The organism is Segatella buccae ATCC 33574 (assembly GCF_000184945.1).
GTDB classification, from domain to species: Bacteria; Bacteroidota; Bacteroidia; order Bacteroidales; family Bacteroidaceae; genus Prevotella; species Prevotella buccae.
In genome coordinates, this window is record NZ_GL586311.1 from 827,331 (window position 1) to 853,857 (window position 26,527).

Genomic DNA, 26,527 nt, shown 5'->3' on the forward strand with positions numbered 1-26,527 from the left:
AGACTAAAATGGAATACAACTTCAGAGAAATCGAGAAGAAATGGCAACAGAAGTGGGTGGAGAACAAGACCTACAGAGTCGTTGAAGACGAATCACGAAAAAAGTTCTATGTGCTCAACATGTTTCCCTACCCGTCGGGAGCAGGACTGCACGTGGGCCATCCGCTGGGCTACATTGCCAGCGACATATTCGCCCGTTTCAAACGGTTGCAAAGCCTTAACGTGCTCAACCCCATGGGCTACGATGCCTACGGACTGCCCGCTGAGCAGTATGCCATACAGACGGGGCAGCATCCCGAGAAGACGACAACGGAAAATATCAACCGCTATCGGGAGCAGCTGGACAAAATCGGTTTCTCTTTCGACTGGGACAGAGAGGTGCGCACCTGCGACCCTGCATACTACAAGTGGACTCAGTGGGCTTTCCGGAAGATGTTTGGTTCCTACTATTCCAATGACACGAAGCAGGCCAGGCCCATCGAAGAACTCATCTCCCACTTCGAACAACAGGGCAGCAAAGGACTGAACGCAGCCCAAAGCGAAGAGCTGGACTTCACCGCCGACAAGTGGAAAGCCATGAGCGAGAAAGAGCAACAGCAAACGCTGATGAACTACCGTATAGCCTACATGGGCGAAACGATGGTGAACTGGTGTCCGGGACTGGGCACGGTGCTGGCCAACGACGAGGTGGTGGACGGCGTGAGCGAGCGCGGAGGCTATCCTGTGGTGCAGAAGAAGATGAGACAGTGGTGCCTGCGCGTGAGTGCATACGCACAGCGGCTGCTTGACGGACTGGACACCGTGGACTGGACCGACTCCATCAAAGAGACCCAGCGCAACTGGATAGGTCGATCGGAAGGTACGGAGATGCAATTCAAGGTGGCCAATCAGGATTTCGACTTCACCATCTTCACCACCCGGGCCGACACCATCTTCGGCGTCACCTTCATGGTGCTGGCTCCCGAGAGTGAACTCGTGGAAAGGCTCACCACCGAAAGCCAAAAGAAGGAAGTGGAGGAGTATCTGGCCTACGTGAAGAAACGCACTGAACTGGATCGCATGAGCGACCGCAAAGTGACGGGTGTCTTCTCGGGCAGCTATGCCGTCAACCCGTTCACGGGCGACAAGATTCCCGTTTGGATTTCCGAATATGTGCTGGCCGGCTACGGCACGGGAGCCATCATGGCCGTGCCTGCCCATGACAGCCGCGACTATGCCTTTGCCAAGCATTTCGGTCTGCCCATCGTCCCACTCATCGAAGGGGCCGACGTGAGCGAGGAGAGTTTCGATGCCAAAGAGGGCATTGTGACCAATTCGCCGGCCGATGGCAAGACGGCACTCGACGGATTCAGCTTGAACGGAATGACCGTAAAAGAGGCCATCGAGGCCACCAAGACTTTCGTGACAGGGCACGGGCTCGGCCGAGTGAAAGTGAACTATCGTCTGCGCGATGCCATTTTCTCCCGCCAACGCTACTGGGGAGAACCGTTCCCGGTGTATTACAAGGACGAAATGCCCTACATGATACCCGAAGACAAACTGCCTTTGGAGTTGCCGGAGATTGACGAATACAAGCCCACAGAGACGGGTGAACCGCCATTGGGACGCGCCAAGAAATGGGCGTGGGACACGGTGAAGAACGAGGTGACGGACAAGAGCCGCATAGACAACCACACGGTGTTCCCACTCGAACTGTTCACCATGCCGGGATTTGCAGGCAGTTCGGCTTACTACCTGCGCTACATGGATCCGAAAAATGGCAAAGCACTCGTCAGCAAGAAAGCAGATGAATATTGGCAGAATGTGGACTTGTATGTCGGAGGCACGGAACATGCCACGGGGCATCTCATATATTCGCGCTTTTGGAACAAGTTCCTGCACGACTTAGGGGTCAGCTGCAAGGAGGAACCGTTCCAAAAACTGGTGAACCAAGGAATGATACAAGGCCGCTCCAACTTTGTCTACCGTGTGAACAGTGACGACCACGACAAGGCTCCGGTGTTCGTAAGCCTTGGCCGGAAAGACCAATACGATGTCACACCTATCCATGTTGATGTGAATATCGTGGACAACGACATTCTCGACATAGAGGCTTTCAAGGCTTGGCGACCGGAATATGCCAATGCCGAATTTATCTTTGAAGACGGCTCCGACTCCCAAAACGCCTCCCATACAAGCGATTCAACAGGCAGAATCTATAAATGCGGCTGGGCCGTGGAGAAGATGTCGAAGAGTATGTTCAATGTCGTTAACCCCGATATGATTGTCGAAAAGTACGGTGCCGACACCCTGCGGCTGTATGAAATGTTCCTCGGGCCCGTGGAACAGAGCAAACCTTGGGACACCAACGGCATCGACGGGTGTCACCGTTTCCTCAAGAAATTTTGGAATCTGTTCTATGACAACCGCACGGGAGAGTCGCTCATAACGCTGGACGCACCTACAGCGGATCAGTTGAAGTCGCTCCACAAACTCATCAAGAAAGTCACGCAGGATATCGAGAACTTCTCTTACAACACGGCCATTTCGGCTTTCATGATTTGCGTCAACGAACTGGGACAGAGCAAGTGCCACAGCAGGGAAGTGTTGAGAGAACTCATCATTCTGCTGGCTCCGTTTGCTCCGCACATCGCCGAAGAACTTTGGGAAGCACTCGGCAACGAAGGAAGCGTGTGCGATGCACAGTGGCCGGCATGGGAAGAACGCTACCTTGTTGAGAGCGAGATGCAACTCACCGTGTCGTTTAACGGAAAGGCGCGTTATCAAAAGACTTTCCCAATGGATGCACAGAATGCCGACATCGAGAAAGCCGTGCTCGAAGACGAGAGGAGCGGAAAGTATCTTGAAGGCTTACAGATGCTGAAAGTGATCATCGTTCCGAAGAAGATAGTCAACGTTGTATTGAAAAAATAAACTAACATAACCTTGTAGCTTATGCAGTGGAGCATCGGTCAGAACTTCAAAAACGAGTTCAAAGATTATTTCTACATCACGCTCGGACTCCTCCTGTACACTTTCGGGTGGACTGTATTCCTGCTTCCTTATGAGATAGTGACGGGAGGCGTGACGGGTATTGCCGCTATCATCTTCTATGGTACCGGCATCCCCATCTTTATATCCTATTTCATCATCAACTTCCTGTTGTTACTCGTGGCGTTGAAGATACTGGGATTGAAGTTCATGGTCAAGACTATCTATGCCATTCTGATGCTCTCTGTACTGTTGGCTTTCGCCCAAGACTTCATGACCGACTCCACCGGCAAACTCATTCAGGTGCTGGGGCCGGGACAGGACTTCATGTCGCTGGTCATCGGGTGTGTGTTCACAGGCTCCTCACTTGCCGTGGTGTTCCTGCACAACGGCTCCACCGGAGGCACGGATATCATTGCCGCCATCGTCAACAAATATCACAATATTTCGTTGGGGCGTGTGCTCATATTCGTCGATCTGCTCATCATCGGCAGTTCGTTTCCCGTGTTTTTGGCTAAGCCCGAGTTCGGAATCATCGATGTGTGGCGCAAAATCGTGTTCGGTTTGTGCACGATGGTCATCGAGAATTTCGTCCTCGACTATGTGATGAACGCCCGGCGGGAGAGTGTACAGTTTATGATTTTCTCCCAAAAATACCAAGAGATAGCCAATGCCATCGGCACAGAGATGGGACATGGCGTGACCATTCTCGACGGTCATGGGTGGTACACGGGGCAAGAGGTAAAGGTGCTTTGCATATTGGCCAAAAAATATGAGAGCACCAACATCTTCCGACTCATCAAAGTGATAGACCCCAACGCTTTCGTGAGCCAATCGAGTGTCATCGGCGTTTACGGTGAAGGGTTTGACGAAATGAAAGTGAAACTGCCGAAAGAGAAACAGAAGAACAGCGCAAACGACACTGCACAACAGTAATAAACAAGACAAGAGAATGAAAATTGTATTTGCAACCAACAACGCCCATAAGCTGAAAGAGATACGAGAGATACTCGGCAACGGTTTTGAGGTGGTGTCACTGGCTGAAATAGGCTGCCACGAAGACATTCCAGAGACGGGCGAAACGCTCGAAGAGAATGCCTTGCAGAAAGCGCAATACGTGTATGACCACTACCATATCAGTTGCTTTGCCGACGACACGGGACTGGAAGTGGAGGCCTTAGACGGTGCGCCGGGTGTCCACAGTGCCCGTTATGCCGAAGGCACCGACCACAATTCGGAGGCCAATATGGCCAAACTCCTGCGACAACTCGACGGCAAAGACAATCGTAAGGCACGCTTCCGCACGGTCATCGCCCTGATAGAAAAGAAGGATGTGTGTCCCTGTGGCTGCACGAGCATTCCCCAAATCCATCGTTTTGAGGGCATTGTAGAGGGTCGTATTGCCACCGAGAAGCATGGCAGCGAGGGGTTCGGCTACGATCCGTTGTTTGTCCCCGAAGGCTATGACAAGAGCTTTGCCGAACTTGGGGAGCATGTCAAAAACACGATAAGCCACCGGGCAAGGGCTGTGGCTAAGTTGGCCGAATATCTCACCGGAGACAAAACAAAGTAATAGATGGTGGTCACGCCATTCTAATAAGGTGGTTTTGAGTACAGGAAAGAGAAAGATAAGGAGGAAAATTGGAGAAAGGTATATCCATACTGTTGCCCACTCACAACTGCCGTTGCACACAACTCGTAGCCGAACTGCAACGACAGTGTCTTTTGACACACGTACCTTTCGAGATTATCGTGGCCGATGATGGCTCTACAGACAAGCAATGTATTGAAGAAAACAAAGCCATAGAGACACTTCCGGGGGTACGATACATCGTGAGGGAGCGTAATGTAGGTCGTGCCGCCATCCGCAATTTTCTGGCCTCACAAGCCCGCTACGACAGGTTGCTTTTCATCGATGGCGACCTCAAGCTCGATCATTCTTCTTTCATTGACAACTACCTCCGAACTCCGGGCGATGTGGTGGTTGGCGGTATCCGTATAGGAGGAGATCCCGTAAAGTGGAAAAACAACCTCAGATACCGCTATGAGAAAGCTTGCGAGAAGGCACATTGTGCCCACAACCGACAGAAGAACGCAAGCCGGGCATTCAGAACAACCAACTTCCTAATCCGGAAACAAGTCTTCACCGACTGCCCTTTCGATGAAAAATTCACCCGCTACGGCTACGAAGATGTACTCTTGGGAAAAGACTTACAACTAAAGAATATATCCATCGTCCACATCGACAACCCCATTACACTCGACGACTTTGAGCCCAACGATATTTTTCTAAACAAGACAGAAGAGTCGCTGTGTACTCTTCTGCACTTTAAAGACCGACTCAAAGGTTATTCTTCCTTACTCGATTTCAATGAAAAATTGAAACGGCTTCACCTCATTCCATTCATCGGCTTTCTCCATTCCATATTCCATAACAAACTGAAACAACAGCTTTTGGGCAATAATCCAAGCGTTATGGGGTTTAATATCTATAAACTGATGTATTTCATACATCTCGAAATCCGACAATACCGACATGATTAGAAAACTGATAGCATCGATGGCCATTGCGCTGCTGAGTGCCTTCCATACCTTCTCCGCAACCGCCGCCGGCATAGGAACATGGAAGGCCTACCTCTCTTACAGTCAAGTGCAGGATGTGGAAGAGGCCGGCAGACAGCTTTATGTACTGGCCTCCGGAAGTTTGTATGCCTACAACACCGGTGACAAAAGCATCACCACATTCAGCAAAATAAATGGCTTGAACGATTGCAATATCTCGAAAATCAGCTATAACAAGACGGTCAGAAAACTCATCATCGTGTATGAGAATTTCAATATCGACCTCATGGATGATAAAGGACGAGTGACCAACGTAAGCGATTATCGCAATGCCAACCTCATGGCTGACAAAAACATTAACGACATCTCTCAAGCCGGCAGTCTCGCTTACCTCTCCACAGGATTCGGCATTGTGAAAATGAATATGGACAATGCCGAAATCAGCGACACCTACAACCTCGGTTTCAAAGTAGACTACACTTACATTGACGGCAACGCTATCCATGCCATGAGTGCTGCACGTGGACATTATTCTGCTCCATTGACAGCCAATCTCCTTGACAAATCCAACTGGACTCGGAAAGGGGAATACACAGCCAAGACTGTTGAAGACAAGAAAGCATTAAAGGAAATAGCCTCTACTCTTGCTCCGGGAGGCCCGAAATACAACTATTTCGGTTTCATGAAATATCATCAGGGACGACTTTACACCTGTGGAGGGGGATGGGGTATGGACGAACTGAACCGCCCGGGAACCATCCAAGTGCTCAAAGACGGTGAGTGGCAGATCTATGAAGACGACATAGCAACAAAAACGGGCTATAGATACGTGGACACTTCCTGCCTTGACATCGACCCTAAAAATCCCGATCATGTGTTTGCAGGGGGCCGCACCGGCGTATATGAATTCAACAACGGACGATTCATGAAAGCCTACTCCAACGACAACACCAACGGATGTCTCCATACGGCCTCCACTGTGGGAAACAACAATAAAGATTATGTGATTGTCAACTCGCTGACTTTTGACAAGACAGGAAAACTTTGGATGTTCAACAGCATCAGCCCTTCCACCTCATTGGTGGAATATACCGACGGGAAATGGACGAATCTGCATCACTCCGAATTGATGTATGACGACACCCGATCGCTCGAAAACATCGTGGGCATGATGTTCGACAGCCGAGGTCTGCTATGGTTCTGCAACGACCACTACCGCACTCCCTCGCTCTTTGCCTACCAAACTTCAACGGGTGGCCTCAATCCCTACAAGTCGCTCGTCAATCAAGACGGCAACATGATCGTGGCCAATGGCGGTGTAAACTGTGTGGTGGAAGACCTGAAAGGCAACATCTGGATAGGCACAAGCGACGGCCCACTGATGCTCACCGCACAAAGTATAGCCGGCAACGGCACTACTTTTGAACAAGTGAAAGTGCCCCGCAACGACGGCACCAACCTTGCCGACTATCTGCTTTCGGGTTCCGACATCACCTGTATGGCCATTGACGGGGCGGGAAGAAAATGGTTTGGCACTTCCGCAGACGGAGTTTATCTCATCAGCGAAGACAACTTGGTCCAACTGCAACACTTCACGGCTGAAAACAGTAAATTGCTTTCCAACTCCGTCGAGTCAATAGCCATCAACCAACAAACGGGCGAAGTGTTCTTCGGCACAGGCATGGGTCTCTGCTCCTACATGAGCGATGCTACCGCCACCAACGAGACCATGACCAAAGACAACGTGTGGGCCTATCCAAATCCCGTGCGACCTGACTTCACGGGACTTATCACCGTGACGGGACTCAGCTACAATGCAGATGTCAAAATCACTACTTCCAACGGCGTGCTCGTGGCCAATGGCCGCAGCAACGGCGGCATCTTCACTTGGGACGGATGCGACCTGAAAGGCCGCAAGGTGGCCTCGGGCGTGTATATGGTGCAAACGGCCACAGCCTCGGGCGACAAGGGAGTGGTGTGTAAAATAGCCATTGTAAGATAGACTGATGAAAAGAATGTTTTTCTGATACCTTTATAGAATCAGAAAAACATTCTTCAGAAGAACTCAAGAGACCATGAACAAACCAAGCGTCGATTGCTCATCGGACACCGGACACAAGCCTCGCCAACTGTGGATAGACATGCTGCGCGGCGGCTGTATGCTGGCTATCCTTCTCGACCACACCGAAATCTACTACACCGGAACCAACATCATTCCCTACACACTCTATGTGCCCAATGCCCTGTGCGTGTTTTTCTTCCTTTCCGGCTATCTTTTCTTCAAACCGCAAGGCTTTTCCCTGTGTGCCAAATTGGTTTCGATAACTCGCGGCATCATTCTTCCCTACTTCATCTTCACTTCGCTCATAGCCGTGCCAAAAGCCTTGGTTCACGACCATTTCACCTCACTCGCTTCACTCGCCTATGACATTGTGAGTGGCCAAGCCTCTTGGTTTGTGGCTGCACTGGCCGTAGCCGAAGTGCTTTTTGCCGGATTTTTACACATCACCCGTGGAAAACTCTTCCCGCTCTTCCTACTCTCTTTCGGAGCATTCGGTTTGTCCACATGTTTTCCCACTACTTCTCAACCTTATTTCTGGCAAGCCGACAATGCCCTGCAGGCCCTTGCTTTCCTCTATGCAGGCTATCTGTATCATGCGAAAGAAATGCTTTTCAACCGTTTCAACACCCCATCATACTCCTCATTATTCTTTCTATTACTATTATTTATAAAGGTATATGAAACCTACATGGGTATCAGCTTCATGCTCTGGCCGCTGCACATCGGCAACTATCCCGTGTTTTTCATCGACATTCTGCTTACCTTCCTCCTCGTCACCAGTCTGTTCAAGCAGCTTCCTGCCTGCCGTCCGATAGCTTGGACGGGAGCCCATTCGCTGGTCTACTACTTCTTCTGCGGTGGTGTGCCCCTCGTGCTTTCGACCGTCATCAGCCGCTTTCTACCCTTTACAGGCCCGACCGATTATCCCACAGTTCTCCTCGTCTTCCTGCTGGTTTATCTGTTCACCTCCGCCATCGCTTGGATAGTCTACCGCTTTTTTCCCATCACTGTGGGCCAAATGAAGAAAAAAGGCTGATAATTTGCCACTTATCATTTCTGAAAAAAATAATCTTAGAACAATGAATAAGCGATCATAACATGGGAAACATCTGGAAAAAACATCGTCGGAAGGCAGCTGTAAAGCACTTATACATCAATTATAGCAGGAAAAATAAAGTATTAAATCTGTCAACAACTTTCACTACCAATTTGCATTCGGACAAATAATGTAGTATCTTTGCAATAGCAAGGGAAGCACGTGCGTGCTTCCCTTTTTTAGTTTCCTAAATCAACAACACCCCCCCAGCCCACTTAAAGGGAAATTTTCGGCCCAAATGGCTTTGCAAAAGGGCCCGAATGGGCTTTCAAGTGTGGCTCTTTTGAAATGTCGGTTGGGCCGAGTGAGATTTTTGATGGAGCAGATGGAGATAATAAGTTGGAAAGAATTGAGAAGAGAAATAGGCATGGAAAAATTCCGTGTAAGGCTTTTTCGAAATATTTAATAGTTAAGACTATAGGATAGTCAAAACCATAAAAAGCCATTAAATATCAAAATATACATTTATCCGGTCACATCTTTGGGAAGAAAAATAAGACGATGGAATTTTCAGGAGAGTAAAGAACAGAGTTTACGGATGCGACGACTCGGACAATGGAGAAACAGCCGCTGCTTGAGGGTGAGGGAATAGTGGCAAGCACGGATGTCGGCCATGAGCGATTGATAGAAAGCACTGCCTGCCCAATGGCTGCGCGATTGGCAAACGGCAACAGAGAAAAGATTTACCAAGCGGTCGGCTATCATGTCATGCATATATTCTCCGTGACTGTCGACCGGAATGGCCGACAGTCGCAAGCCGTGCAAACGGGCGCAATAGTCGGCTGTCCATTGAAATACATTGCTCGTATGTTCGGGGCCCTTATCATACACCCGGGCTTGCACTACGGCTACGGGGAGAGCGGTGGCAAACACCATGCGAAGCCAATAGATGTAATCTTCTCCCATATAGATGTCGCGAGGCAAGTCAAACACATAGTCAGAAAGCAACGTGCGTCGGTAGAGACTGCCCCACGGCACACCGATGGTGCCCTCACCACGCACGGCACGATGGCGAAATTCGGCCATGGGAATGAAATCTCTTGCCATACAAGGTAGTGTGTAACCATTGCCGAAAACAATGTCTACATCGGTCGTAGCACGCCCGGAAAGCAGCCGGAGGGCATCTGTGGCCAAAGCATCGTCTGAATCGACAAAAGTCACCCACTCGCCCCGGGAGAGTTTTACACCCTCATGCCGGGCCCGGGTGCGCCCTCCATTCGTCTGATGCTTCACCCGTACACGGGCATCAAACGCGGCACACTCATCACATATCCTACCGCTAAGGTCGGTGCTCCCGTCATTCACAAGTATCAGTTCGAAATCGGTAAACGACTGCGACAAGATGCTCTCCACACAAGGGCGGAGAGTGTCTTCGGAATTGTAGACAGGTACAATGACCGAGATCATAGCTTCGCTCAACTCAAACTCAACATCCGCTCGATGGGCTTCACGGCCTCTGCCGCTATTGCCGGATCGATTTCTACCGTAGGCCAATCATATTTCAGAGAGTTGTATATCTTCTCAAGAGAATTTTTCTTCATGTATTCGCACTCGTTGCAACTGCAACCAAGTCCTCCTTCGCTCACTTCGGGCGGCACGGGATAGAAAGTCTTTTCAGGGCAGGTACGCTCCATTTCGTGCAAGATGCCGGCCTCCGTGGCCACGATATATTCCTTACAATCGTGCTCCTGCGCATATTTGAGCATGGTGGCCGTACTGCCTTTTACGTCGGCAATGGCCAGAATAGAGGCCTTACACTCCAAATGGGCCATCACCACAGCCTCGGGATGAAGCTGCTTCAGTTTTACAATTTCTGCCACAGAAAACTTCTCATGCACATGGCAGCCTCCGTTCCAGAGCAGCATTTTGCGCCCCGTCACGGAGTTGATGTAGTTGCCAAGATTATAGTCGGGCCCGAAGATGATTTTCGCATCCTCGGGGAAAGAATCGATTACTTGCTTGGCATTGCCCGAAGTGACCACACAATCGGTGAGTGCCTTCACGGCAGCTGTGGTATTGACATAACTCACCACCTGATAGCCGGGATGTTCGTCCTTGAATCTTTTCAAGTCTTCAGCCCTACAACTGTCGGCCAACGAACAGCCTGCCGTGAGGTCGGGACACAGCACCACCTTGTCGGGAGAGAGCAGTTTGCAGGTTTCGGCCATGAAATGCACACCGCACATCACCATCATCCGTGCGTCGGTCTCAGCCGCCTTACGGGCCAACGCCAACGAGTCGCCCACGAAGTCGGCTATCTCTTGGATGTCACCCACAGTGTAGTAGTGGGCCAGGATAATCGCATCTTTCTCCCTACACAGCTTTCTGATCTCGGTCTTCAAATCCAAAGTCTTGTCAACGGGTTCGTCGACAAATCCCTTTTCCATCCATTCTGTTTTCACCATCTTTTTATTATTATCTTTTCTTTCACTTTAATTTTTAAAAAGATATGGGAAGTATGATATGCCGTTGATAGGTTGATAACTTTCAAGTCTTTTTCTTGCTTATTCAGTAATCAACGTGTGGTGCTTTCTTATGAACATGCCTGTATCATATCTTTCGGTTGATTCATAATGTTTTAGCAGGTTTATCCACAATATCCCCATTCGGTGCAAAGTTAATAAGTTTATATCTTTTTATGAGGGAATTTCGTGGAAAAGTTTATCAAAATGGTTTCACAACCGTGTGGATATCCACAGTTTTCATGCTTTGTCCTTTCGAGTGTGGATATCCACAGAGTTATTGGTCGGGTTATGAGTAGGGTTTTCCCGACAGTTATCCACAAATCGGTGAATAACTTGATGGGTTGTTCTTTATTTTTATACTATTGTTTGTCATCGAAAAGTATATGAACCAAACATAAATATCTTGGCCCCCAAAAAGTGATAGTGTGTCTGTTGTGAAAGAAGTTTGCTGTCATGCTGTCATTTTTTAATGGATGGTAAATAGCTAATGGATAAGCTTTTAGAAGAAAAATGACAGCATGACAGCAAATCGAATGAAAATTTTATTTCTTGTTTTGTAGTACCATTTCCACCTTTTCCACAATCTGTTCGGGAAGTATGTTGTTCATGCAGGCGAAGTCGCCGCGCATGCAGGGCTTGTTGCCATAGATGCTGCACGGGCGGCAGTCAAGGTCGGTCTGCACGGCATGTTGCGGATTTTGCCCCCAGCCCATGAAACCGGCGTAGGGGTGGGTGGCCCCCCAGACACTCACCACGGGGGTGGCGGTGAGCGAAGCCAAGTGCATGTTGGCACTGTCCATGCTGACCATCACATTGAGATGGCTCATCAGGATGAGTTCTTCTTCCAGTCCGTGAAGGGCAGCGGAAGCATTGATACAGTTGAGATAGTGGGCAGCCCATTCGTCGAGTACTTTCTTTTCCTTTTCACCGCCCCCGAAAAGGAAGATGCGACAGGAGGGATGGCGACGGATAAGCAGGCCGATGACAGCCGACATGAGCTGTGGAGGATAGATTTTACCTTCGTGGGCCGCAAAAGGGGCAATGCCTATCCATTGTTGAAACTTTTTCTTTTCACCTATTATGTGAGTGGGAAGCAACCGGATGTTGCCGCCTCCATCTGGAAATATAGACTTGAAATTCAGCTTTACCGGGTAGCCCAAACGGGCCAGTACGTCGGCATAATTTTGAAATGAAGTGGGCTGCTGTACGAGCCGTTTGCCATGGATAGCGGTGAGCCGACACTTTCCTGCGCGGTGCTTGTTGATGTGTGCCACCTTGTATTGTCCCAAATTGAATCTCATGCGCAGGTATTTGGAGCGCAACACATCGTGGAAATCGGCCACAGCAGTAAAGTTTTTGGCCATGAGCCGCCGGTAGAGGGCATTGAGTCCTTTTACCCCTTTGTATTCTTTCTTGATGTCAGCCTCCATGAACCCCACGTTGGGTGCCAGATGTTCGAAGAACGGGCGGGCAAAGGAACGGCTCAAGACAGTGACCCGAACATGCGGATACTGCTGCGCCAAGGAGTAAACCACGGGCACAGTCATGGCCACATCGCCCATGGCCGAAAAGCGGATAATGAGGATATGTTCTGTTTTCATAGTTCTATAGATTCCTCCCCCGATGTGGACGAGGAGTGTTTAAAACTATTTTTTCCGGTATAACACGGGATTGGTAGAAGGATCATTGTACATTTTCATCTGCCGGTACACTTTCATGTATTTGCGTCCGGCTTCGATGTCTTCGAGCAGTTGGTCAATAGCTGTAGAGAGATCTACCTGTTGTTCGAGCAGCACAGCGAGCTTGGCCCGGCACTTTTCGGTGTGTTCGGGGGCAGCATCTTTCCGTTCGGCTTGTTCTTTCATGTGGTAGATTTTTAGTGCGAGGATGCTGAGGCGGTCTACAGCCCATGCCGGACTCTCGGTGTTGATACGTGCATCGGGCAGTATTTCCACCTTATTATATAGTTCGCGGAAGTAGGTGTCTATCTGTTCCACAAGGTCTGTGCGGTCTTGGTTGGACTTGTCGATGCGCCGTTTGAGCACCAGTGCCTCTTTGGGATCGATATTCGGGTCACGGATGATATCCTCGAAATGCCACTGCACGGTGTCGATCCAGCATTTCAGATACAGGCGGTTTTCAATGGTGCCATCATCAAAAGGATTTTCAATAGGCGTTTCTATGTCGTCTTTGACATGATAATCTGTAATGGCCCGATTGAAAATTTTATTGGCTTGTTGTGTAAAAGACATATTGTTCTTCCGTTAATTGATTTAATGCACAAATGTAGCTAAATTCTTTTAAATGAGCAACTAATTGCTTGAAAAAGCATATTTTTATGCACACGTTGGGGGTGTTTGTGCAAGCATGAGTGCTTTTTTCTTTAAAATATTTGCTGATGTGAATAAAATTGTGTTTCTTTGCACCCGATTTTAATTAGGAAAATAATTCTTTAACATTCTAAAAATTACAATTATGTCAGAAATTGAAAGCAAAGTAAAGGCTATTATCGTGGACAAACTTGGTGTTGACGAGGCAGAAGTAAAGCCCGAAGCAAGTTTCACCAACGATCTCGGTGCTGATTCTTTGGACACAGTAGAGCTGATTATGGAATTTGAGAAGGAGTTCTCCATCTCCATTCCTGACGATAAGGCTGAGAAGATTGCTACTGTTGGCGACGCTATCGCTTATATTGAGGAGAACGCCAAATAATTGAGGCAAAGAAGATTTTTCGCGATTAGGGATTAGTGATTATGGATTAGACGGACCTCGGGCGAGGTACCTGCTAATCACTAATCTCTAATTCCTAATTTTTTTTATCAGATTTACGATGGAATTAAAAAGAGTAGTTGTAACAGGTCTTGGTGCTGTTACACCGGTGGGCAATACCCCTGAAGAAACATGGGAAAGCCTCGTGACCGGCAAGAGCGGCGCTGCACCTATTACGGAATTTGACAGTTCTTTGTTCAAGACACATTTCGCCTGCGAGGTGAAAGGCCTGAACATCAATGATTATCTCGACCGTAAAGAGGCTCGCAAGATGGATCGCTACACCCAGTTGGCCATGATTACGGCCATGCAGGCTGTGAAAGACAGCGGCATGGATCTGGAGAAAGAAGACAAAAACCGCATAGGTGTGATCTTCGGTGTCGGTATTGGCGGTATCAAGACCTTTGAAGACGAGGTGACCTATTATGGCCAGCACAAGGAAGACGGCCCTAAGTTCAACCCGTTCTTCATCCCCAAGATGATTGCCGACATCGCTTCCGGACAGATTTCCATTCAGTTCGGCTTCCACGGACCCAACTATACTACCACTTCCGCTTGTGCCTCTTCGAGCAACGCACTGGCCGATGCTTTCAATCAGATTCGTTTGGGCAAGGCCAATGCCATTGTTGCCGGCGGTGCCGAGGCTGCCATCTGCGCCTGCGGTGTGGGTGGATTCAATGCCATGCATGCTCTGTCTACACGCAATGATGATCCCGAGCACGCTTCTCGTCCCTTCAGTGCCAGTCGCGACGGCTTCGTGATGGGCGAAGGTGCAGGCTGCCTGATTCTCGAAGAACTTGAGCACGCCAAGGCCCGTGGTGCAAAGATCTATGCAGAAATGGTAGGTGAGGGTGCCAGTGCCGATGCCTACCACATCACAGCTTCCCATCCTGAGGGATTGGGTGCCAGACTCGTGATGGAGAATGCACTGAGCGATGCCGGTTTGAAGCCTGAAGACATCGATTATATCAATGTCCACGGTACATCGACTCCTGTCGGCGACATCTCTGAAGCCAAGGCCATCAAGGATGTTTTCGGTGACGCTGCCTACAAACTCAACATCAGCTCAACGAAGTCCATGACGGGCCACTTGCTCGGTGCAGCCGGTGCGGTAGAGGCTATGGTTTGTGTGCTGGCTGTGAAGAATGACATCATTCCTCCCACCATCAACCACGAAGAGGGAGACGAAGACCCCGAAATCGACTACAACCTCAACTTCACTTTCAACAAGGCGCAGAAGCGCGAGGTGCGTGCTGCCCTCAGCAACACGTTCGGCTTCGGTGGCCACAACGCATGTGTAGTATTCAAGAAGTATGTTGGATAACTTTTTAGACCGTATAAAGCTCTTTTTTCGCAAGGATAAAGAGCTTTATACGTCTTTATACGACATCATCGGCTTTTATCCCCGCGACATCCGGCTCTATGAGCAGGCTCTCATGCACAAGAGCGTGATGCGTCGCAACGCCAAGGGGCGACCCGTCAACAACGAGCGGTTGGAGTTTCTGGGCGATGCCATTCTCGATGCCATCGTGGGCGATATTGTCTTCAAGCATTTTCCGGGCAAGCGCGAAGGGTTCCTGACCAACACCCGCAGCAAGCTCGTGCAGCGTGACACACTCAACAAGCTGGCTCAGGAGATGGGCATTTCGCAGCTCATCCTTTCCAACGGACACAATTCCTCTCACAACAGCTATTTGGGAGGAAATGCGTTTGAAGCCCTCGTAGGCGCACTCTATCTCGACCGGGGATATGATGCTTGCATGAAATTCATGCAGAAGCGCATCCTCTCGCAGATGATCAACATCGACAAGGTGGCCTACAAGGAAGTGAATTTCAAGAGCAAGCTCATTGAGTGGGGACAGAAAAATCGCGTCAAACTGGATTTCAAGCTGCTTTCGCAAGGGAAAGACAAGGACGGAAATCCCATGTTTGCCTATCAAGCCGTGATAGAAGGTTGTGAAGGTGGTACGGGCAAGGGCTATTCCAAGAAAGAGAGTCAGCAGACAGCTTCGAAACTCACACTGGAGAAGTTGAAGCGTGAACCGCAATACATCGATGCCGTGTTTGCTGCCAAGGCCGACCGCACGAAGATGGAGGAAGAACCCGTCGAGAATGTTCCGGACACGGAGGAAAAGAACGATTTTATCATTTCCCAGTCTGAAGAACCGCGTCAGGAAGAGAAACACGAGAATGTGTTTCGTGAGGAAGTGTTTGAAGATCGTCCCCGCCAGCAGCGCCGTTCGCCCATGTATGCCAACAAGGCAGAAGAAGACGAGGAAGAATCAGACGAAAAATGGAAGAAAACCCCGACGGCTGATGGAAGCGGAGAAGAAGAGTTTGACTTGAGCGACATTTCGGCTAATCCTGCTGATAAATCACGAGAGGAGATCATTGCAGCCGCCGAGGCAGCCGCTTTTGGGGAAGAATAGCTCCCTGTTCAAGCTCTCCCAAAACATACTGAAAGCCATTTCCCGTCTTTGCATATAGCGGGAGAGAAGACAATAAATATCAACAGCCGGTGTTCCACAAGGAGCACCGGCTGTTGATGTTTATATAAGAGTCCGACCACACTCGCCGGCCGACACTTTTGATATGGATATTTCCGGTCGGCAAGCGATTGGCCGGCGCGTGCTATTTTGCCACGCCTTGATTGGCCACGGCAGCCATTAACTTCTTGATTTTCTCCGGGTCGCCGAGGAAGTAGTCTTTCGTCAGGCGCAGTTCGTCATCAAACTCAAACACATAAGGCACAGCCGTTGGCAGATTGAGTTCGGAAATAGCTTCATCGGAAATGTTCTTCAAGTGTTTCACGATTCCCCGCAGACTGTTTCCGTGAGCCACCACCAGCAGACTGTCTTCCTGTTTCAGTTTCGGGAATATCTCACATTCCCAGTAGGGCATTACCCGTTTGATGGCATCCTTGAGCGACTCCGTGCGTGGCAGTTCAGCGTCAGGTACACAAGCATAGCGCGGATCCCGTTTGGCACTCCGCTCGTCAGTGTCCTTTAAAGGCTCCGGTGCCACATCGTAGCTGCGCCGCCAGATGTGTATCTGCTCGTTGCCATACTTCTCGGCTGTCTCGCTTTTGTTGAGTCCCTGCAGCTGTCCGTAGTGTTTCTCGTTCAGCCGCCACGTCTTTTCTACGGGAATCCAGTCGAGGTCCATGCTGTCGAGCACGCAGTTGAGTGTCTTCACGGCCCGTTTGAGATAGGAAGTATAGGCATGTGTGAATGTGATACCGGCCTTCTTCAAGTCCTCTCCGGCCTGCAGTGCCTCTGCCATTCCCTGTTCGCTAAGGTCTACATCGGTCCATCCCGTAAACTTGTTTTCAAGATTCCACCGGCTCTGACCGTGGCGCAATAATACGATTCTTTTCATAAAAAATTCTTTTTGTTGTCCGTTTAACTATTCAAGTTGAAGTTTTTAGTCTATCGTTTTTACCAGTTTATGCTATCGTGATGTCCTTGTCAAGATACACATCCTGAATGGTGTTGAGCAGTTCCACACCCTCGTTCATGGGCTTTTGGAAAGCCTTTCGACCGCTGATGAGACCCATTCCGCCGGCTCGTTTGTTGACCACAGCCGTGATGACGGCATCCTTCAGGTCGGAAGCCCCGTGTGACTCTCCGCCTGAGTTGATGAGTCCCACGCGCCCCATGTAGCCATTGGCCACCTGATAGCGACAGAGATCTATGGGATGATCGGTGGTGAGTTCGGTATATACACGGTCGCTGGTGCGCCCGAAGCCGATGGCCTTGAATCCGCCGTTGTTCGACGGCAGTTTCTGTTTCACGATGTCGGCCTTGATGGTAGCGCCGATGTGGTTGGCCTGTCCGGTGAGGTCGGCAGCTGCATGATAGTCGGTGCCGTCTTTCTTGAAGCCGTTGTTGCGCAAGTAGCACCATAGGATGGTGGCCATTCCCAGTTCATGGGCATATTCGAATGCCTGCGCCACTTCCACAATCTGTCTGCGGCTCTCCTCCGAACCGAAATAGATGGTGGCTCCCACGGCTACGGCTCCCATGTTCCAAGCCTCCTTTACGGTGCCGAACATCACTTGGTCGTAGCTGTTGGGATAGGTGAGCAGTTCGTTATGGTTCAGTTTCACGATGAACGGAATCTTGTGGGCATAGCGACGAGCCACCGCCCCCAACACGCCAAAGGTGGAGGCCACGGCATTGCACCCGCCCTCAATGGCCAGTTTGACGATGTTCTCGGGGTCGAAATACATGGGATTGGGGGCAAACGATGCACCGGCCGAGTGCTCTATGCCTTGGTCTACGGGGAGAATGGACATATAGCCGGTGTTGGCCAGCCGACCGTGCCCGAACAGGTTTTGCAGACTGTCGAGCGTGCGTACGTTCCGGTCGCTGTTCATCCACACGCGGTCGATGATGTCTGCTCCCGGCTCATAGACCATGCTCTTGTCTATCGTCTTACACTCGTGCGACAAATAGTATTCCGCTTTGTCGCCTAACAAATTAGCAATCTTTTTGTTCATAATTCCAATCATTTTAAGTTCTACGATACGTGTAATTGCAATTATATCACAAAACTACACCAAATTTCTTGATAAAGCAATACCTAAAAGAAAGTATTTTTCGGTATTTAAGACAAAGTAACAGAGTGAACAAAAAATATTCCGTTGCTCTGTCTTTAATTCTCGGACAAAGTAGCATAGCAGACAAAAGTTCTTCTGTTACTCTGCCTTCCTTCCCGGGGCGAGAAGGCTGATTTATGGCCGTTTTCTTGGTTATTAGGCATAAAATCAGTATTTTTGTGCCGAATTTTTAAAGGATACAATATGGCATACAATTTATTGAAAGGCAAGCGTGGTATCATTTTCGGAGCGTTGAACAACATGTCCATTGCTTGGAAAGTGGCCGAACGCTGTGCCGAGGAAGGTGCTAAAATCGTGTTGAGCAACACGGAAATGGCCCTGCGTATGGGTGAACTCGACGAACTCTCGAAGAAAATCGATGCCCCCATCATCGCTGCCGATGCGACAAACTACGACGATCTGGAGAATGTTTTTGTGAAGGCACAGGAACTCCTTGGCGGTAAGGTGGACTTCGTGCTCCACTCCATCGGCATGAGCCCCAACGTGCGCAAGCACCGCACTTACGACGACCTCGACTATAACTGGCTCAACAAGACGCTGGACATCTCTGCCATCTCTTTCCACAAGATGTTGCAGGCAGCCAAGAAGGTGGATGCCATTGCCGACTACGGTTCGGTGCTGGCCCTGACCTACGTGGCTTCCCACCGCACATTCTTCGGCTACAACGACATGGCCGATGCCAAGAGTCTGCTCGAAAGCATCGCCCGTAGCTTCGGATACATCTATGGCCGCGAGAAGAACGTGCGCATCAACACCATCTCGCAGTCGCCCACGGCCACCACGGCAGGCAAAGGCATCAAGGACATTGACAACATGATGGACTTCGCCGACAAGATGTCGCCTCTGGGCAACGCCTCGGCCGACGAGTGTGCCGACTATTGCGTGGTGATGTTCAGCGACCTCACGCGCAAGGTGACCATGCAGACACTCTTCCACGACGGCGGGTTCTCCAACATGGGCATGAGCTTGCGGGCGATGAACCAGTACAGCAAGGACCTTGCTCCCTACGAGGATGAGAACGGAAAGGTGATCTACGGATAACCGCCCTCGTGCATATTCCCGGACAGGAATATGCGTGCATCATCCGATGACAACAAACTATCCGGCTGCCGATGTACTCTACATCGGCAGCTGTCGTTTCTATTGATTTACGGCGAATCGTATGGGTCAAACGGCGAAAATACATTCTCTTCATTCGACCCATTGGCCAAAACTTTTTCTTTGCCGACGAATGAAGCTGGTGAAGCGAATGTAGGTTGCGGGAATAGATTCGCATAATCCGCACTATTCGCCGACAGAAAGCATATAGCACAAAACTTACTCAGATTGAAAAAAAGCCTTACACGCCTTTTTGTTGTATTCCCTCGTTTGTCTATTTCCATCCGCCTTATCAGCCCGATTATCCCCATTAGTTTTCTCACTAAGCCCAAACGACATTGCAAAACGGCCACAGTCGGAAGCTCGTTCGGCCCATCTGAGAATGCAAAAGAGGCCGTTTCACAATGCTGTTTGGGCTACAATTCCGCCCAAACAGCATTGAAAAGCCCCCTTTAGGGGGTTGGGGGTCTGTAGGTTGAATGGAAACTAAAAAAAGGGGAACGCCATTGCGCTCCCCTTGCTTATGCAAAGATAGTCATATTTTCGCCCAAATGCAAATGTGATGCGAAATATATTGACATTGAATGGAATTGTTTTTAAAGTTGTTATTGCCGCCTATACCATTTCGGGGATAAAATATTCAAATGATTTCATTCTTATACCCGGACAGTGGTTATTTCCCGATCTACTCCTCTTCCCGCCACGATTATTAAATTTTGAAAATTGTGCCATTATCTCAAAAGATTAGATTACTTTTGCAATTTAAACGATACATTGACAGCAATGAGTTTAACAAGCATAGTAGGCAATGTCTTCAAGCCCCGCCAGAAAGAGTTGGAGAAGCATTACACGGCCGCTGCCGAGTTGCAGCATCGCGTGCTTCAGCATCTTTTGGAGAAGGGGAGCGACACTGAATACGGCATCAAGCATTTGCTAAACAACACCCATAGCTACGAAGAATTTACCGCCAACGTGCCTGTAAACACCTACGAGGAACTGAAAGGAAGCATCGACCGTATGCGCCACGGGGAGGGCGATGTGCTCTGGCCGGGCACGGTGAAGTGGTATGCCAAGTCGTCGGGCACGACCAATGACAAGTCTAAATTCATCCCCGTCTCCCATGCCGGGCTGCAACGCATCCACTATCAGGGAGGAAAGGATGTGGTGGCGATCTATCTTCGCAACCACCCCGACAGCCGGCTTTTCGACGGGCGCAGTCTCATTCTCGGCGGGAGCCACTCGCTCAACTACAATCTGCCGGGGTCGCTTGTGGGCGATTTGAGTGCCATCCTGATAGAAAACATCAATCCGCTGGCCAATCTGGTGCGCGTGCCGAAGAAGCAGACGGCCCTGTTGAGCGACTTCGAAGTGAAGCGCGACCGCATAGCCCACGAGTGCCTGCACAAGAATGTGACCAACATCTCGGGTGTGCCGTCGTGGATGCTCAGTGTGTTGGTGCGCGTGATGGAACTCTCCGGCAAGCAGCATCTGGAGGAGGTGTGGCCCAATCTGGAAGTGTTCTTCCACGGCGGCATCTCCTTCACTCCCTATCGCAAGCAGTATGAGCAGCTCATCACTGCGCCCCGCATGAGCTACATGGAGACCTACAATGCCAGCGAGGGATTCTTCGGCATTCAGGACGACCCGGCCGACAAGTCGATGCTGCTCATGCTCGACTATGACGTGTTCTATGAGTTCATCCCCATGGACGAGTTTGGCAGCGACAATCCTACGGTGGTGCCGATAGAGGGCGTGGAGACTGGCAGAAACTATGCCATGCTCATCACCACTTCCTGCGGACTTTGGCGCTATCTGATAGGCGACACGGTGGAGTTTACGAGCACCAATCCCTATAAGTTTGTCATCACCGGGCGCACCAAATATTTCATCAATGCTTTCGGCGAGGAGCTCATCATGGACAATGCCGAGAAGGGATTGGCCTACGCCTGCGAGCAGACGGGGGCACAGGTGAACGAATACACAGCCGCACCGGTCTACATGGACCGCAACGCCAAGTGCCGCCACCAGTGGCTCATCGAGTTTTCCAAAGAGCCGGAAGACCTTCAGCAATTTGCCCGACTGCTCGATGGCAAGTTGCAGGAAATCAACAGCGACTATGAGGCCAAGCGTTTTCATGATGTCACATTGCAGCACTTGGAAATTGTAAAGGCCCGACCGGGACTTTTCAACGACTGGCTCAAAGCGAAAGGCAAGTTGGGAGGGCAGCATAAGGTGCCGCGCTTGAGCAACAGCCGGAAGAACATCGACGAACTGTTGGAGATGAATCAAGCTTTAAAAAGTAAGGAGGCAGAGGGATAAAAGAAACTGCGGGATGCTGCCTCCCGGCAGTCGCGGCCTCTGCTTTCAGCAACTGTAGGGGCAGTGCTTTATGCCTGCCCGAACGCCCGACAGGGCGTATATAGATTTCAGAAGACAAAAGGTAAAATATAAAATAAAAGTCGGCAGGCGAAATAGAAGGAAAAAGGATGGAAAAAGGAGCATACAATCATCAATACAGGAAAGTAGGAGGATGGCTTTTCCCCTTCTGCCTCTCCGTTGTTTTACTTTTCTCTTCCTGCGCCCGCATGGGCCAGCCCGACGGCGGATGGTATGACGAGACACCGCCGAGGGTGGTAGGGGCCAGTCCGGCAGACGGGGGAGTGAATGTGAAATCGAAGAAGATAAGCATCTACTTCAACGAGTTTATCAAGCTCGACAACCCCACGGAGAAGGTCGTCGTTTCGCCCCCGCAACTCGAAGTGCCCGAAATCAAGGCCGGCGGAAAGCACATACAGGTGGAGTTGCTTGATTCGTTGAAACCGAACACCACCTACACCATCGATTTCTCCGATGCCATCAGCGACAACAACGAGAACAACCCGATGGGCAACTACACCTACAGCTTCTCCACGGGGGAGGCCATTGACACGATGGAAGTGTCGGGCTATGTGCTCGAAGCCCAAAATCTGGAGCCCATCAAGGGTATTCTCGTGGGGCTCTATCCTGCCATTCCGGAGAGTGAGATAGGCACTAAGAGCGACACGCTCTTCACCACAAAACCCATGATTCGCGTTTCGCGCACCGACAGCCGGGGCCGCTTCGTCATCAAGGGCATTGCCGCAGGCTCCTATCGGGTGTTTGCCTTGCAAGATGCTGACGGCAACTACTTCTTCAATCAGAAAAGCGAGAAGATAGCGTTCAACCACGACATCATCACGCCTTCGTCCTATCCCGACACCCGGCAGGACACCCTTTGGACCGATTCGCTCCACATCAAGACCATCACGCCCACGGCCTACACTCACTTCGTGCCCGACAACATCGTGCTCACGGCCTTCACTCAGACGAATACCGACCGGGTGTATATCAAGAACGAGCGCAAGGAGCCCGACCACTTCACGCTTTTCTTCAGCTATGGCAGCGACTCGCTGCCCGTGGTCAGGGGGCTTAATTTCGACGACCGCAACGCCTTTGTTGTGGAGGCCGGCGAAAAGCGTGACACGGTGACCTATTGGCTGCGCGACACGGCACTTGTCAATCAAGACACGCTCAACGTGGCCATGAGCTATCTCATGACCGACAGCCTCGGAAAACTCGTCACCCACACCGACACACTTGAGATATTGTCGAAGCAACCCTATGCCAAACGGCTCAAGCAGCGGGAGAAAGAGTATGAAAAGTGGGAGAAGCAGCAGGAGAAGCGGCGCAAGCGCGGGGAACCGTTCGACTCCGTTATGCCCGTCAGGCCACTGGAAGTGGACATCAAGTTGCAGTCGGAGCTCGATCCCGACAAGAACATCCGTTTCTCGTTCCCCACGCCACTGGCCCGAATAGACACCTCGGCCATTCACCTTTATGCCAAGCACGACACGCTCTGGTACCGCGCTCCGATGGAGTTTGACAGACTGCAGAGCCGCGAATATGAACTGAAGGGCGAGTGGCGGCCCAATATCGAATACAGTCTGGAGATAGACAGTGCTGCCTTCCAAGACATTTACGGCAAGGCGTCGGTAGCGGTGAAGAAAGGATTTAAGGTGAGGTCGCTCGATGCCTACAGTTCGTTGCTCGTCACATTGCAGGGCTTGAACGGTGAACAGGCTGTGGTGCAGTTGCTCGACAACTCCGAGAAAGTGGTCAAGGAAGTGACTACCGGCAACGGCGTGGCCGAATTTTTCTATGTCGCTCCGGGCGGTTACTACATGCGTATGTATGTAGATCTCAACCGCAACGGCCGTTGGGACACAGGCTCGTATGCCGACGACAGGCAGCCCGAGCCGGTGTATTATTATCCTGAAAAGATAGAATGCCGCGCCAAATGGGATGTCACCGAGTCGTGGAATCCCACGGCCCGGACGCTCAACTTGCAAAAACCGGGTGCCATCACCAAGCAGAAGCCCGACAAAGAGAAGAAAATCAAAAGCCAGAATGCCAAGCGGGCCAAGGAACTTGGCATCAAATATCTGCCCGATGAACTCAAGTTATGACACTAAAACTATACAGATGATGAAACGACTCCGATTTTCCCTGTTGCTATGCGTGCTTTTGGCGTTTTCGCCAAGGGCCGGTGCACAGTGTACATTCCGCAACACAGCCTTCACGAGTGGGGAATACCTGACTTATAACCTTTATTATAATTGGAAGTTTGTATGGCTGAAAGCCGGCACGGCCAGCATGTCTATCGTCAACACCACCTATAAAGGAAACAAGGCCTATCGGGCCAGTCTCACCACGCGTGGCAACAGTAGGGCCGACAAGATCTTTATCATGCGCGACACGTTGCTTTGTTATGTCTCTCAGGAAATGGCCCCTTTGTATTTCCGGAAGGGTGCCCTTGAAGGCAACCGCTACCGGGTGGACGAGGTGTTCTATTCCTATCCCGGCACCGGAGCATACGTGAAGCAGCACCGGATGGATGCCGACGGCGAGCACCACTGGCAGCAACACAACTACCAAGACTGTGTCTACGACATGTTGAGCATCTTCTTGCGGGCCCGGTCATTCAATCCAGCCAACTGGAAGGCAGGCTACGTGGTCAACTTCCCCATGGTCGACGGCAACAACCGGGAGAATGCGCAGTTGCGTTTTCATGGCCGGTCGAAGGTGAAGGCCGACAACGGGCACACCTATCACTGTCTGGAGCTGTCGTATATGGAGTTTGCCAAAGACCGGTGGAAGGAAATCGTGCGATTTTATGTCACCGATGATACCAATCACATCCCCGTGCGTCTCGACATGTTTCTGCGCTTTGGGTCGGCCAAGGCCTTCCTTGTGAGCATGAAAGGAAATAACAGTAAAGTCACTTCGTTGGTAAGATAAGAATTCCGGATGACAGCCGTGTGCTGTCATCCTTTTATTTTTTTAATACAGAACAAATGAAAATCACCAGACTTTTGCCGGCATTGCTGTTGCTGGTGGCAACCAAAGCGTGGGCCCTTGACTATCCTGCGGCCACGCGTGATTCCATTCTCCGTCACATCACCGGAGCCTCTATGCCCACCCGCGTCATCGACCTTGCACGTCTCGGAGCCAAGACCGACGGAAAGACCGATGCCCGTCCGGCCATGATAAAAGCCCTCCGGCAGGCTCGCAAGTGGGGTAGGGCTAGGATAGTACTTTCCGGTGGCGTGTTTCTGATGTGCGGTCCCATCCATCTGGTCGACGGTGTGTGCCTCGACATCCGCGAGGGGGCCACGTTGCGTTTCTCCCCTGAGCCCCGCTTCTATCTGCCTACAGTGGCAACCAGTTGGGAGGGAACGTTCCTCAACAACTACAGTCCGATGATCTATGGTCGCAACCTGCACGATGTATCTATCGTGGGCAAGGGACTGATCGACGGCAACTGTGCTGCCACTTTCGCCACTTGGCGTGCCCGGCAGAAAGAGGGGCAGACCCTTTCGCGCCGCATGAACCACGAGGAGAGGCCGTTGGCAGAGCGCAACTTCGGCGAGGGGCATTGGCTGCGCCCCCAACTCATACAACTCTTCGGATGCCGGAACGTGACCATTGAGGGTGTGAAAATCATCAACAGTCCCTTTTGGTGCATCCATCTGCTGCAAAGCGAGAATGTCATTTGCCGAGGATTGCGTTACGATGCCAAGCTCGTGAACAACGACGGCATCGATCCCGAGTCTTCGCGTAACGTTCTCATCGAAGATGTCAGTTTCGACAATGGCGACGACAACGTAGCCATCAAGAGCGGGCGCGACAACGACGGTTGGACCCATGCGCACCCGTCGGAGAACATCATCATCCGTCGCTGCCGTTTCAAGGGGCTCCACGCCGTGGTCATCGGCAGCGAGATGAGCGGCGGAGTGAGGAATGTGTTTGTGGAGGATTGCGACTTTGCGGGCTATTGCAAGCGCGGTCTTTACATCAAGACCAATCCAGACCGGGGCGGATACGTGAAAAACATCTACATGAAAGATTGTCGTTTCGATGAGGTGGAAGATCTTATATACGTCACGAGCATGTATGCCGGCGAAGGACTTGGCAGCCGTCATTTCTCAGAAGTGGAACATCTGCTCGTCGACGGGGTGAGTTGCAGAAGGGCCCGGGCAGCCGGCATTGTGCTGCAAGGCACCAAAGCCAAGCCCATTCGGGATGTCACGATTCGCCGTGTGGAGATAGGAGAGGTGAAAAATGCCGTGAGCATCGACGATGCCGTGCAGGTGACACTTGAAGATTGTCACTTGGGAGGCCGGGCCGGAGTGCCTACACAGGTGACCGATGGCGACCGGCTGTTTGAGAGATAGGGCGGTGTGGTGCTCGGTCAAGAGTGTTGGAAAGAGTCGAGTTTTGTGTTTATTTAACTACCCGAAGTAACATTTGTGACTGACAGTCAACGGATTTAGTGCGTATATTTGCATTCGGAAAGGAATCAAACAA

Annotated in this window: 20 protein-coding genes; 14 read left to right on the forward strand and 6 right to left on the reverse strand. The window is 50.6% G+C overall.

The window, feature by feature from the left end; translation table 11 throughout:
* Nucleotides 1-8 precede the first annotated feature (8 nt).
* The 6 genes from HMPREF6485_RS03055 (at nt 9) to HMPREF6485_RS03080 (ending at nt 8,629) form a co-directional block, all read left to right on the forward strand.
* Nucleotides 9-2,912 (forward strand): leucine--tRNA ligase, encoded by a 2,904-nt coding sequence (locus HMPREF6485_RS03055; RefSeq protein ID WP_044126225.1) that lies wholly within the window; start codon nt 9-11, stop codon nt 2,910-2,912.
* 21 nt (nt 2,913-2,933) lie between these two features.
* Complete coding sequence (locus HMPREF6485_RS03060; protein WP_004344605.1) at nt 2,934-3,905, forward strand: YitT family protein; 972 nt, start codon at nt 2,934-2,936, stop codon at nt 3,903-3,905.
* A 16-nt stretch (nt 3,906-3,921) separates the two neighbouring features.
* Nucleotides 3,922-4,542: a non-canonical purine NTP diphosphatase gene (locus HMPREF6485_RS03065; RefSeq protein WP_004344607.1), complete on the forward strand. Its 621-nt coding sequence runs from the start codon at nt 3,922-3,924 to the stop codon at nt 4,540-4,542.
* Between the two features lie 68 nt (nt 4,543-4,610).
* Nucleotides 4,611-5,513 (forward strand): glycosyltransferase family 2 protein, encoded by a 903-nt coding sequence (locus tag HMPREF6485_RS03070; RefSeq protein WP_004344608.1) that lies wholly within the window; start codon nt 4,611-4,613, stop codon nt 5,511-5,513.
* Complete coding sequence (gene porZ / locus HMPREF6485_RS03075; protein WP_004344609.1) at nt 5,506-7,533, forward strand: type IX secretion system anionic LPS delivery protein PorZ; 2,028 nt, start codon at nt 5,506-5,508, stop codon at nt 7,531-7,533. Before HMPREF6485_RS03070 ends, porZ begins: the two co-directional genes overlap by 8 nt.
* 73 nt (nt 7,534-7,606) lie before the next feature.
* Nucleotides 7,607-8,629: an acyltransferase family protein gene (locus HMPREF6485_RS03080; RefSeq protein WP_004344610.1), complete on the forward strand. Its 1,023-nt coding sequence runs from the start codon at nt 7,607-7,609 to the stop codon at nt 8,627-8,629.
* Nucleotides 8,630-9,199: 570 nt separating this feature from the next.
* Here the strand turns inward: HMPREF6485_RS03080 and HMPREF6485_RS03090 are convergent.
* The 4 genes from HMPREF6485_RS03090 to HMPREF6485_RS03105 all read right to left on the reverse strand — a co-directional run bounded on the left by HMPREF6485_RS03090 (nt 9,200) and on the right by HMPREF6485_RS03105 (nt 13,406).
* The gene (locus tag HMPREF6485_RS03090) at nt 9,200-10,096 is read right to left on the reverse strand and encodes a glycosyltransferase family 2 protein (RefSeq protein WP_004344613.1); all 897 of its coding nucleotides are present in this window, start codon (nt 10,094-10,096) and stop codon (nt 9,200-9,202) included.
* 8 nt (nt 10,097-10,104) lie between these two features.
* The gene (nadA, locus tag HMPREF6485_RS03095; protein WP_004344614.1) at nt 10,105-11,094 is read right to left on the reverse strand and encodes a quinolinate synthase NadA; all 990 of its coding nucleotides are present in this window, start codon (nt 11,092-11,094) and stop codon (nt 10,105-10,107) included.
* A 602-nt stretch (nt 11,095-11,696) separates the two neighbouring features.
* Nucleotides 11,697-12,755, reverse strand: coding sequence for a glycosyltransferase family 9 protein (locus HMPREF6485_RS03100; protein ID WP_004344616.1), 1,059 nt, complete (start codon nt 12,753-12,755; stop codon nt 11,697-11,699).
* Between the two features lie 45 nt (nt 12,756-12,800).
* A complete protein-coding gene (locus HMPREF6485_RS03105) occupies nt 12,801-13,406 on the reverse strand; it encodes a DUF4254 domain-containing protein (protein WP_004342036.1) in 606 nt (201 codons plus the stop codon).
* 223 nt (nt 13,407-13,629) lie between these two features.
* On the opposite strand from HMPREF6485_RS03105, the gene HMPREF6485_RS03110 reads away from it, so the two are divergent.
* The 3 genes from HMPREF6485_RS03110 to rnc all read left to right on the forward strand — a co-directional run bounded on the left by HMPREF6485_RS03110 (nt 13,630) and on the right by rnc (nt 16,352).
* Nucleotides 13,630-13,866, forward strand: a complete 237-nt coding sequence (locus HMPREF6485_RS03110; protein ID WP_004342032.1) for an acyl carrier protein — start codon at nt 13,630-13,632, stop codon at nt 13,864-13,866.
* Between the two features lie 118 nt (nt 13,867-13,984).
* The gene (fabF, locus tag HMPREF6485_RS03115; RefSeq protein ID WP_004342030.1) at nt 13,985-15,247 is read left to right on the forward strand and encodes a beta-ketoacyl-ACP synthase II; all 1,263 of its coding nucleotides are present in this window, start codon (nt 13,985-13,987) and stop codon (nt 15,245-15,247) included.
* Entirely contained in the window at nt 15,237-16,352 is a 1,116-nt protein-coding gene (gene rnc / locus HMPREF6485_RS03120) for a ribonuclease III (RefSeq protein ID WP_004344618.1), read from the forward strand. The genes fabF and rnc overlap by 11 nt, the downstream gene beginning before the upstream one ends.
* Nucleotides 16,353-16,554: 202 nt before the next feature.
* On the opposite strand, the gene gpmA is transcribed toward rnc, so the two are convergent.
* Nucleotides 16,555-17,301 (reverse strand): 2,3-diphosphoglycerate-dependent phosphoglycerate mutase, encoded by a 747-nt coding sequence (gene gpmA, locus HMPREF6485_RS03125; protein WP_004344620.1) that lies wholly within the window; start codon nt 17,299-17,301, stop codon nt 16,555-16,557.
* A 67-nt stretch (nt 17,302-17,368) separates the two neighbouring features.
* On the reverse strand, nt 17,369-18,424 hold the full coding sequence (locus tag HMPREF6485_RS03130; RefSeq protein ID WP_044126227.1) for a class I fructose-bisphosphate aldolase: 1,056 nt from the start codon (nt 18,422-18,424) through the stop codon (nt 17,369-17,371).
* A gap of 303 nt (nt 18,425-18,727) precedes the next feature.
* Between HMPREF6485_RS03130 and HMPREF6485_RS03135 the strand changes: the two genes are divergently transcribed.
* The 5 genes from HMPREF6485_RS03135 (at nt 18,728) to HMPREF6485_RS03160 (ending at nt 26,394) form a co-directional block, all read left to right on the forward strand.
* The gene (locus tag HMPREF6485_RS03135) at nt 18,728-19,585 is read left to right on the forward strand and encodes an enoyl-ACP reductase FabI (protein WP_004342023.1); all 858 of its coding nucleotides are present in this window, start codon (nt 18,728-18,730) and stop codon (nt 19,583-19,585) included.
* An 840-nt stretch (nt 19,586-20,425) separates the two neighbouring features.
* Nucleotides 20,426-21,961 (forward strand): GH3 auxin-responsive promoter family protein, encoded by a 1,536-nt coding sequence (locus tag HMPREF6485_RS03145; RefSeq protein ID WP_004342020.1) that lies wholly within the window; start codon nt 20,426-20,428, stop codon nt 21,959-21,961.
* A 167-nt stretch (nt 21,962-22,128) separates the two neighbouring features.
* Nucleotides 22,129-24,126, forward strand: a complete 1,998-nt coding sequence (locus HMPREF6485_RS03150; RefSeq protein ID WP_004344625.1) for an Ig-like domain-containing domain — start codon at nt 22,129-22,131, stop codon at nt 24,124-24,126.
* 19 nt (nt 24,127-24,145) lie between these two features.
* Entirely contained in the window at nt 24,146-24,958 is an 813-nt protein-coding gene (locus HMPREF6485_RS03155) for a DUF3108 domain-containing protein (protein ID WP_248622330.1), read from the forward strand.
* Nucleotides 24,959-25,014: 56 nt separating this feature from the next.
* On the forward strand, nt 25,015-26,394 hold the full coding sequence (locus HMPREF6485_RS03160) for a glycoside hydrolase family 28 protein (protein WP_004344627.1): 1,380 nt from the start codon (nt 25,015-25,017) through the stop codon (nt 26,392-26,394).
* The last annotated feature ends 133 nt before the right edge of the window (nt 26,395-26,527 follow it).

What these genes read in the sequence shown, in the direction of transcription:
- HMPREF6485_RS03055 (WP_044126225.1), top strand. Translation starts at nt 9, where the DNA reads ATGGAATACAACTTCAGAGAAATCGAGAAGAAATGGCAACAGAAGTGG.
- HMPREF6485_RS03060 (WP_004344605.1), top strand. Translation starts at nt 2,934, where the DNA reads ATGCAGTGGAGCATCGGTCAGAACTTCAAAAACGAGTTCAAAGATTAT.
- HMPREF6485_RS03065 (WP_004344607.1), top strand. Translation starts at nt 3,922, where the DNA reads ATGAAAATTGTATTTGCAACCAACAACGCCCATAAGCTGAAAGAGATA.
- porZ (WP_004344609.1), top strand. Translation starts at nt 5,506, where the DNA reads ATGATTAGAAAACTGATAGCATCGATGGCCATTGCGCTGCTGAGTGCC.
- HMPREF6485_RS03080 (WP_004344610.1), top strand. Translation starts at nt 7,607, where the DNA reads ATGAACAAACCAAGCGTCGATTGCTCATCGGACACCGGACACAAGCCT.
- HMPREF6485_RS03090 (WP_004344613.1), bottom strand. Translation starts at nt 10,096, where the DNA reads ATGATCTCGGTCATTGTACCTGTCTACAATTCCGAAGACACTCTCCGC.
- nadA (WP_004344614.1), bottom strand. Translation starts at nt 11,094, where the DNA reads ATGGTGAAAACAGAATGGATGGAAAAGGGATTTGTCGACGAACCCGTT.
- HMPREF6485_RS03100 (WP_004344616.1), bottom strand. Translation starts at nt 12,755, where the DNA reads ATGAAAACAGAACATATCCTCATTATCCGCTTTTCGGCCATGGGCGAT.
- HMPREF6485_RS03105 (WP_004342036.1), bottom strand. Translation starts at nt 13,406, where the DNA reads ATGTCTTTTACACAACAAGCCAATAAAATTTTCAATCGGGCCATTACA.
- HMPREF6485_RS03110 (WP_004342032.1), top strand. Translation starts at nt 13,630, where the DNA reads ATGTCAGAAATTGAAAGCAAAGTAAAGGCTATTATCGTGGACAAACTT.
- fabF (WP_004342030.1), top strand. Translation starts at nt 13,985, where the DNA reads ATGGAATTAAAAAGAGTAGTTGTAACAGGTCTTGGTGCTGTTACACCG.
- rnc (WP_004344618.1), top strand. Translation starts at nt 15,237, where the DNA reads ATGTTGGATAACTTTTTAGACCGTATAAAGCTCTTTTTTCGCAAGGAT.
- gpmA (WP_004344620.1), bottom strand. Translation starts at nt 17,301, where the DNA reads ATGAAAAGAATCGTATTATTGCGCCACGGTCAGAGCCGGTGGAATCTT.
- HMPREF6485_RS03130 (WP_044126227.1), bottom strand. Translation starts at nt 18,424, where the DNA reads ATGAACAAAAAGATTGCTAATTTGTTAGGCGACAAAGCGGAATACTAT.
- HMPREF6485_RS03135 (WP_004342023.1), top strand. Translation starts at nt 18,728, where the DNA reads ATGGCATACAATTTATTGAAAGGCAAGCGTGGTATCATTTTCGGAGCG.
- HMPREF6485_RS03145 (WP_004342020.1), top strand. Translation starts at nt 20,426, where the DNA reads ATGAGTTTAACAAGCATAGTAGGCAATGTCTTCAAGCCCCGCCAGAAA.
- HMPREF6485_RS03150 (WP_004344625.1), top strand. Translation starts at nt 22,129, where the DNA reads ATGGAAAAAGGAGCATACAATCATCAATACAGGAAAGTAGGAGGATGG.
- HMPREF6485_RS03155 (WP_248622330.1), top strand. Translation starts at nt 24,146, where the DNA reads ATGAAACGACTCCGATTTTCCCTGTTGCTATGCGTGCTTTTGGCGTTT.
- HMPREF6485_RS03160 (WP_004344627.1), top strand. Translation starts at nt 25,015, where the DNA reads ATGAAAATCACCAGACTTTTGCCGGCATTGCTGTTGCTGGTGGCAACC.